12 protein-coding genes and 1 pseudogene are annotated in these 7,974 nt (G+C 47.4%); 8 read left to right on the top strand and 5 right to left on the bottom strand.

The genetic code is table 11. The features are described from left to right. Nucleotides 1–661 (top strand): alternative ribosome rescue aminoacyl-tRNA hydrolase ArfB (gene arfB, locus H5336_RS19840; RefSeq protein ID WP_246439445.1); only part of this gene is annotated, 661 nt, incomplete at its 5' end. Nucleotides 662–720: 59 nt separating this feature from the next. Here arfB and H5336_RS19835 read toward each other — a convergent pair. Beyond that, entirely contained in the window at nucleotides 721–1,449 is a 729-nt protein-coding gene (locus H5336_RS19835; protein WP_246439442.1) for an oxygen-binding di-iron domain-containing protein, read from the bottom strand. Between the two features lie 15 nt (nucleotides 1,450–1,464). Continuing rightward, nucleotides 1,465–2,079, bottom strand: coding sequence for a chemotaxis protein (locus H5336_RS19830; protein ID WP_185236206.1), 615 nt, complete (start codon nucleotides 2,077–2,079; stop codon nucleotides 1,465–1,467). 269 nt (nucleotides 2,080–2,348) lie between these two features. Between H5336_RS19830 and H5336_RS19825 the strand changes: the two genes are divergently transcribed. Next, nucleotides 2,349–3,608, top strand: a complete 1,260-nt coding sequence (locus H5336_RS19825; RefSeq protein WP_185236205.1) for a glycoside hydrolase family 27 protein — start codon at nucleotides 2,349–2,351, stop codon at nucleotides 3,606–3,608. A gap of 181 nt (nucleotides 3,609–3,789) precedes the next feature. On the opposite strand, the gene H5336_RS23175 is transcribed toward H5336_RS19825, so the two are convergent. Then, nucleotides 3,790–4,206, bottom strand: coding sequence for a UbiA family prenyltransferase (locus tag H5336_RS23175; RefSeq protein ID WP_313558071.1), 417 nt, complete (start codon nucleotides 4,204–4,206; stop codon nucleotides 3,790–3,792). Nucleotides 4,207–4,226: 20 nt separating this feature from the next. Then, entirely contained in the window at nucleotides 4,227–4,439 is a 213-nt protein-coding gene (locus tag H5336_RS23170; RefSeq protein ID WP_246439440.1) for a UbiA prenyltransferase family protein, read from the bottom strand. A 769-nt stretch (nucleotides 4,440–5,208) separates the two neighbouring features. Between H5336_RS23170 and H5336_RS23165 the strand changes: the two genes are divergently transcribed. The 5 genes from H5336_RS23165 (at nucleotide 5,209) to H5336_RS23145 (ending at nucleotide 6,515) form a co-directional block, all read left to right on the top strand. Continuing rightward, nucleotides 5,209–5,469 (top strand): SH3 domain-containing protein, encoded by a 261-nt coding sequence (locus H5336_RS23165; protein WP_246439437.1) that lies wholly within the window; start codon nucleotides 5,209–5,211, stop codon nucleotides 5,467–5,469. Beyond that, nucleotides 5,429–5,758, top strand: coding sequence for a hypothetical protein (locus tag H5336_RS23160; RefSeq protein ID WP_246439435.1), 330 nt, complete (start codon nucleotides 5,429–5,431; stop codon nucleotides 5,756–5,758). The genes H5336_RS23165 and H5336_RS23160 overlap by 41 nt, the downstream gene beginning before the upstream one ends. Continuing rightward, complete coding sequence (locus H5336_RS23155; protein WP_246439433.1) at nucleotides 5,748–5,945, top strand: hypothetical protein; 198 nt, start codon at nucleotides 5,748–5,750, stop codon at nucleotides 5,943–5,945. The genes H5336_RS23160 and H5336_RS23155 overlap by 11 nt, the downstream gene beginning before the upstream one ends. After that, entirely contained in the window at nucleotides 5,915–6,145 is a 231-nt protein-coding gene (locus H5336_RS23150; protein ID WP_246439431.1) for a hypothetical protein, read from the top strand. The genes H5336_RS23155 and H5336_RS23150 overlap by 31 nt, the downstream gene beginning before the upstream one ends. Before the next feature lie 103 nt (nucleotides 6,146–6,248). Further along, nucleotides 6,249–6,515 (top strand): porin family protein, encoded by a 267-nt coding sequence (locus tag H5336_RS23145; RefSeq protein ID WP_246439429.1) that lies wholly within the window; start codon nucleotides 6,249–6,251, stop codon nucleotides 6,513–6,515. 208 nt (nucleotides 6,516–6,723) lie between these two features. Here H5336_RS23145 and H5336_RS19805 read toward each other — a convergent pair whose 3' ends face one another. After that, nucleotides 6,724–7,395, bottom strand: a complete 672-nt coding sequence (locus tag H5336_RS19805) for an outer membrane beta-barrel domain-containing protein (RefSeq protein WP_185236036.1) — start codon at nucleotides 7,393–7,395, stop codon at nucleotides 6,724–6,726. Between the two features lie 263 nt (nucleotides 7,396–7,658). Between H5336_RS19805 and H5336_RS23140 the strand changes: the two are divergent. Further along, nucleotides 7,659–7,974, top strand: a pseudogene (locus H5336_RS23140) (hypothetical protein); the annotation flags it as partial.

The raw sequence follows: 7,974 nt of genomic DNA, 5'->3' as shown, positions 1-7,974 counted from the left end.
CAGCCTAACGCCCGCACACCCCCAAACGCCTAGTGTGGTTCTGCAGCAACTGGTAAACGAAGGCTTTACGGTATTGTGCAAAAGCGGCATTCGCTCTTTTCATGATTACATTCTTAACCCTGTTGATCGAAACCGCGAGCCGGAAGCGCTACTCAAAAAAGAGCTAGACTACTCTAGGCGAGAGCCTTTTTGCAAATGGCTCGGTATATTCATTATTTGTGTCGTTATGACTGATCTCCCGTTAAGTATTACAAGCACTTTCACATTGAGTGAAGGTATGTTGGTGATAACAGCGATACGCGCTCAGGGGCCCGGCGGGCAAAACGTCAACAAAGTTTCGTCTGCGGTACAGTTACGTTTTGACTTTGAGAAAGTGCCTTTGCCCGAGTACATCAAACAAAAGCTTCGGGCGAGCGGAGATAAGCGCGTTTTAAGTCGTGGAGAAATTGTGATTAAAGCCCAGCGTTTCCGCACGCTTGAAGCAAACAAACAGGATGCTATTTCGCGGTTGCAGGAGATCCTGTTGCAGGCTGCAGTAAAGGTTAAGAATCGGGTACCGACGCGGCCAACGAAGTCTTCTGTACGCAGGCGCTTAGAAGGCAAGACGCGCCGGTCGGCGGTTAAAGGTGCTCGTGGAAAAATTTCACGCGACCAAGACTAGCGTCCAGCCGCTACAGGTCTGGTTAGACTCCTGTCTTGGTTATCGGCTAGTCACTTACACTACGGCTGTACCCACCTCCAATGCTTCAAACCAATCCAAAAAACGCTGAACATCGTCACCTTGAAGATGCGTCCGTGTTGTGGACACATGGTGTTAATTTCAAGTTTTCTTACACGCTCTATCCATTCATTTTTCGCTCTATTGGATGGCATCCAGCGCTGATGAAAAAGCTGCATTTTTTTTTGTGTGTGATTCAAATCATCAATAAAAAGTGGTGCTTCCGGCGATTCAAGTGCGGCCCCCACATCGCCACTCATTAATATTTTTGCCTGCGGGTCATAAACGTGAAAATTGCCTGAAGAGTGCAGGTAGTGTGCAGGTACAAATTCCAGCTGTAGCCCATCTAGCTGTAGCGTTGAACCTTCGTCGGGAATCGCTTTGTAGGTGATTTTTTCCATACCAAAATGGCGAATAAACCCTTCCCAGAGCCAGGGAGAATGCAGCGTGGCATTATCCAGCGCTCTGTCCCAAAGACCAAGAGACGATATAATGTCGGGGTCCTGATGGGATGCAAATAAGTGAGTAATTTGTTGTATAGGCACCTGTTTTACGACGTTGGCGAGCATAGCGGAAAAAAGCTCAATACCACCAGGATCCATTAGTAGCGCGTTATGGCGTGTACGTACCATGTATTGGTTGGTATCGATAATAGAGCTAGGTTTGTCTGGGTCTCGACCAAACACAAACCATTGATGGCTATCGTTACTGAAAATTTGCTGTGTCAGCATGCGCAGACCATTCCCTTAAATGAGTGTGATTTCACTGAATAATTGCTGTGAGTTTTTAACGTGTTTTTGTATTTTACTGGCTGCTCGAGCTACATTTTCAGCGATTACATTGAGAGACGATTCAAATTCTCTGCCAGACGCCGAAGCCTCCACGCGAGACATTGCCGCCAATACCGTTGCCGTACGCAGCTCACGGCCAAGCTCTTCAAGTCGTGCAATGAGCTGGTTGATCTGTTTGTGAAATGTGGCTTCTAGGGTTTCAAATTGTGCTTTAGTATGCTCAAGTGCCGGTTTAAGGGACGCTAGATTGGGGGAGTCTTTTGCTTTTTCAAAGGCTTGGTGAAATCGATCTAGGGCATCGCGGGTTCGAGCGATTTCCGAGGCGGTACGGCTCATTTTTACGGCTTCGCCGTTGATGTCTTTTGAGGCGGTTACGGTTTTTCTCGCTAACTCTTCAATAAACTCGGTAATAGCTCTAAAGCCCGCTGCGCCGTGTCCTGCACGTAGCGCGAGCGCGCGGGCATTGCTGGCCGTAAGCGAAATTTCTCTGGCCACCAACATCGCCTTGTGCAGTTCAGCGGCGACTATTGCAGCTGAGACGAAGTATTGTTGACCCTGGATCGCGGCCATAAACTGGATTGCTCCCCAATTTTACTGTCATTTATATGGGTATAGCACACATTAACTATTGGCGGGAACTAACGCGTCTGCGGGAAAAGGGGTGAACTTGGGACGCAGTATTGGTACTATTACACGACAAATGCATATCGGTTACATTGAAATAATAAATAAGATCACGGCTATTAATATATTCAAGTGTTAGTAAGCAAGTTGGCTTAAAAAACACAAGATAAAAAATCAAATAAACCATCAAATCAATTAGATACGAGGTACTTCTCATGTCAAATGGCGTAAAACAGCGGCTCGCTGTATCGCTCGTTTTCTGCTGCACAGCCCTGTTTTTTGGGTTGTCTCAGGCGAATGCAGATAAATACGAACATCTGACTCAAACTCCGCCATTGGGCTGGAATAGCTGGAACCACTTTGGCTGTGATGTGGATGAAAAGCTCATCCGGGCAACGGCCGATGCGATGGTTAAGAGTGGTATGAAGAAGGCTGGCTACGAATATGTGAACATAGATGACTGCTGGCACGGCGAGCGCGACGCGAATGGCAATATTCAGGCAGACCCTAAACGATTCCCCTCCGGTATAAAAGCGTTGGCCGATTACGTTCATAAAAAAGGATTGAAGCTGGGTATTTATTCGGACGCCGGTTGGACAACCTGTGCTGGTAAACCCGGAAGTCGAGGCTATGAATTTCAGGACGCAAAAACCTATGCTGAGTGGGGGGTTGATTACCTTAAGTACGATTGGTGTGCCACAGAGGGTCTGAAGGCAGAGGGTGCCTATATGACAATAGCAAAAGCCTTGAAGCAAACGGGCCGCCCGATTGTCCTCAGTATTTGTGAATGGGGTGACAACGACCCGTGGGATTGGGCTCCACCACTGGGGCAGTTATGGAGAACAACCGGCGATATCTACGCTTGCTTTGATTGTGAGTATGACCACGGAACTTGGTCGTCATGGGGTGTACTACAAATTTTGGATATGCAAGATGGATTGCGAAAACATGCCGGACCAGGTCGTTGGAATGATCCCGATATGATGGAAGTCGGCAATGGTATGACCACCGAAGAAGATCGTGCACATTTCTCTATGTGGGCCATGCTTGCTGCACCGCTTATCGCCGGTAACGATTTGCGCAATATGTCCGATGTTACACGAGATATATTGACGAATAAGGCCGTTATAGACGTGGACCAAGATAAGTTGGGCATTCAGGGATTTAAGTACTCAGGCAAAAAAAGTGTGAAGGGTGTAGATGTTTGGTTTAAACCGTTGGCCAATGATGAGTGGGCAATGGTCGCACTAAACCGCAACAAAGAGTCAACAAAGTTCAAGTTCCGCTGGCGTCATGAGGAAGTGAAAGATGAGCTTTCTAGCCGGGAAATAGATTTTAACAGCAGTATTTATAGCTGGCAGGACCTTTGGGCTAAATCCAATTCGGGTACAACGCGCGATGACTTGCTCGTAACCTTAAAGCCACACGATGTTTTCATGGTTAAATTGAAGTTTGACAAAGAGTGGAAGCATTAATATCTAACGTAGGGTGGGGCAGGCTTCGTCTGCCCCAATTTTTGTCTAGATAACTAATCGATTTGGCGGGTAGTTTACGCTTGTGAAGCGCGTAAAATTATCGGAGCTGTTTTTTTTCGCGCGACTGCGTATGGCACATATCATCATTCGATAATAATTCATCGAGAACCCCCTTTTTGGATTATAGATAAGGACCTATGAGGTAAGCTCCGCTGGTTGTGAGGCTGTAAATGAGCCCAAGAAGTGCGGTGTCCGCCAGCAAACCATTTAATTCTTTCCCTCGAAAACGCAAAATATTGTTTGCTGCTTTCAGAGCAAATGGCAAAAGTACGGCTAAGGGAATAAGTGCGCTGATCAGGTTTGTTTTTGTATTCAATGTCGTAAATGCACAAATGTGTAAAATATAAGCCAGTGTTAATAAGCCTAGGTACAGGAATCGGCTATTGCGGTCGTTCAGTCGTACCGCGAGGGTACGTTTTCCGGCTTGCTCATCGGTGGGGATGTCACGAATATTGTTTACCAGCATGACCGCCGCCAAAATTAAGCCAAGGGAGCTTGAGAGCAAAAACAGCTGCAGGTTCAAGGTTTGTGTGTGCACATAAAAACTACCCAGTACCGCTATCCAGCCAAAAATATTAATACGGCTATTTCCCCAAGCCCCATTGAGGCCAGCGGGGCTGGGCCCCCACTGTAGCCTAGCGCGGCCAAAATACAGAGCCCTCCAACACCCAGAAGTAAAAGGTCACTATGGGCAACCAAAATCAGCCCACAGGTAATACTTAACACCACAAAAAAGCCAATACCGGCGGCAACCATTGATGGCGAAGCCAAACCGGCTTGGGTTACCCGAATGGGGCCAAGCCGTGCGTTGGTATCAACCCCATTTTTTGCGTCGAAAAATCATTCGCTAAGTTAACCGTTATTTGTAAAAACAGTGCGCAACCCAGAGCACAAAAAACCAGCAGCCAATTCAGTTGTTCTGCGGGCACGAAAACTAGTGCCCAATATCACCGGGCTAAGGGACGCTGGCAGGGTTTTTGGGCGAATGGCTAGCCAAAAGCTTCGTCCAAATTGCGCTGGGTTATCGGTCATGTATTTGTCCAATTTTGAATGATTCGCTCGATTTCGCCTAACGGGCCGTCAAATTATATCGTCTATGAAAAGACAATAGCGAAAAATGCTTATTCGAATCACCAATGGCCAACAGGTACACGTTGAAATAGCCGTCCTTAATAATGTCCCGGAGATACCGCAATGAACTGGGCTTTCAATGCTGGATTTGCTGAGCGAGAGCCGATCTTGACAAACCGTGAACCTTTTCAGCCGTTGCAGGCGTTTTGTGGGTTAGAGGTACTAGGGGTTATCTCTTGGTAATGTGGCCCGTTGTTAGTAGGCAATTTGGAGATTCACATAGGAAATTCACAATAGGCGGCCCATGCTCTTTTACGGCCAGGGGGGCGGTTGACAAAAATAAGTCACAAATCTAAGCATTGCTTCGTGATCGTAAGTGCCGGTAAGCCTACAATGGCGGCACTTTATAGCCCTTTATTACAAGGACCATCGATGAAAGATTTACCTAAGCTAATTGCTGGCTTGCTTCTTGCTTTCTAATTTGCTCAAGCGTAGTAATGGTCAGAAGCAGGGTGAGGATGCCGGCCATCGACTCACGATTATAGATCCCTATGCCGACGTTCACTCTGGCCCCGGTCGTGGATACCCCGTATTTTACGCCATTGAGCAGGGCGAAACGGTCGATATTCTTGCGCGCCGCCCTGATTGGTATGAAATACGTTTACAGAACGGGCGAACCGGCTGGGTAAGTGCGGCTCAAATCTCTCGTACGATGCAGGAAAACCGGTGAGCCCGCCGATCTACCCAGCGTCAGTTTTGGTGATTACCTAGAAAACAGTGTTCAGGTAGGCTTTTCGTTTGGCAGCTTTGCCGAGGGTGAGCTAGAGGGCTCTGATTTTTGGAGTGCTAACGCCGGTTACCGTTTTTTAAGTTGGCTGGCCGCAGAAGGCGAGTACGGTAAAGTATACGGTGAAGATATTCGCGGAGATTTTTACGGCTTAAACGCAATGTTGGAACCATTTTCACAATGGCGGCTTTCACCATACTTACTGTTTGGGTGCAGGCAGTATGGAAATTGATTCACAGCCCAAATTGGTGCCATTGGATATTGAACAATCCGATTACACCAACTGGGGGCTCGGCGGGAACTATTATTTGGGCCGCAACTTTATTATTCGCCTTGAATACCGTTCGTATACGGTAACCACAGACAGCAACGACGTGGAGCTTGCTACATGGAAAATTGGATTCAACAGTTTCTTTTAGGTCGACAGTTTAAAGCCTGTTTACTGGCCTCAACGATTGTCAGTGCGTCAGTGTTTGCTGGGGGCTTGCGCTCCGTGGATAACGAGGTATTTGAGCTTGGTGTGAACGCAGGCATGATCAATATAGAAGATTTTGGCAGCGAGCTAACGTTTGGTGTGAGTGGTAGCTTTAAGGCGACGGAAGATTTTTTCTGCAGGTGAACTACTTTCAGGCTACCTCAGATTTGTCATCTTTTGAAAAAAGTCAGGTCAATTATTCGGCGGGGCCGATAGAGACTTCCGCCATTTTGACTTGCTCGTTGGGTTGAATATATTTCAATCCGAATTTGCCTTTAAAGGTGGCGACGCAAACTTGGCATCGTTTTACGTTGTAGGTGGTGTGGGTGATACGGCCTTTGGCGGCGAAGAAAGCTTTACCTACACGTTGGGTGCGGGTTACCAAGTGGCATTCAATCGCCACTATATTGTTAAGCTGGACTACCGCAATTACACCTACGATTCAAATTTGAGTGACGATGATAAGACGGTAAATAACGGTGGTTTCAGTCTCGGCGTGAACTATCTGTTTTAAGGGCACCGCTAATAATTGATTTTAGCCTCTGCGCTAACCGGCAGGCCTTGGTATCAGGTGGGCCGCGTGCAGCGGAAGGCTCGCTGCCTTCTGGTCTAGCATGGCTGTTTACTAGGCCGCTCCCCTCAAGCGAGGGGCGACGCCATTACCGAATTGCGGGGCCGCGGCCTTATTAGCCTAATTGCGCCCTCTAAAACGAGTTACCCCATTAAAATAGGTAGTTAACACCAAGCGAAAACTCGATATTCTGCGTTAGCTTGTCGTCGCCTATGAATTCGCGATTAAACATATGGTCGCGAATATCAACATTTACAGTGATGAAATCAGTGAAAACGGTGCGATAGCTAGCCCCGAAAACAAACGAAACTGAGTCGTTACCGGCAAAGCTTGCCTGGCCCAGTCCGCCTAACAGGTAGAGTTCCGAGTCAATTTTAGCGCTTCGGCCAAAGAATGATCGACCATTTAGCACTCGGTATCCACCGAGCACTTCAATTGCACTGAATTTTCTATCGGAATCCGCTAAGAAATCCTGGTCTGCCAGCTCTTCGAACGTGGCTCGCTCAGTCGTAGCTTGTGTGTACCGCAGCTCAGCAAGTACCCCATCCATCAGGCGCCATGTGAAAGACAGCCCCGTGGAAAGGTTGGCATTGAAATCTTCGACGTTTAAAACCCCGAGATGCAAACCTATTTCGAACCTTTCGGTGTCAATTTCGGCTGCTTTGGCCTCTATGGGCTTTTTCTCCGGTTCGATGATCACTTCTTTGGCGGGTTTGTTGATATCACCTATGGTTCCGCCCTGAGCAAGTACTAGAGAGGGCGTTAAAAGTAGCGCCAGTGCTGAGGCAGCCAAAGAAGGCGGTGTAATCTTAAGACTATACATGAGGTTTCCCCGGTAGTTTGAAGCGCAATAATAGAAAAGTGGTCGCAAAGGTGGTGTTATCTGGTTCTCATCTCACACACCCCGAGGGGTGTGATAGTAGGAATTTATTACTAATTCCAGTATGTTTGACTCACATACTTTATGTTATGTTGTGTTGGTCGCTGCCCTTGTAATCCGCTTAGCGACTGACCACGAGAATTGGTTAAAAAGGAATTTGGCCGGTTACATCTTACTCAAATACGAATCCCTTTAGAGTTTGTACGATGTCTGGAACCTTCTATTCGCTGCTACTGGCAGCATCATTTACGGTTATGTGTTCTGTGTCGACGGTTTCCGCGCAAGACGCAACAAATACCGATAATTCGAAAGACGCCAGCTGGGCCGAGAACGTCGATGCCGCGCAGTTTAAAGAACAGCAGCCCGAAGGCGAAGCAAAGAGTTTGGATGAGTTGAAGGCCATCGCAAAAAACATCCAAGCACTTAAGGTTGATGTGATAGAGCTCAACAAAGACCTCAGGAAAATGGAAGAAAAACTACTCTTCCCCTCTAATACGCGCTTCTCTATTTTTGTTTCGCTTA

The sequence above is a fragment of the Teredinibacter franksiae genome (assembly GCF_014218805.1).
In the GTDB taxonomy this organism is placed as follows: Bacteria; Pseudomonadota; Gammaproteobacteria; order Pseudomonadales; family Cellvibrionaceae; genus Teredinibacter; species Teredinibacter franksiae.
The sequence above is the reverse complement of the archived record's forward strand: the minus strand, read 5'-3'. Positions and strand labels throughout refer to the sequence as shown.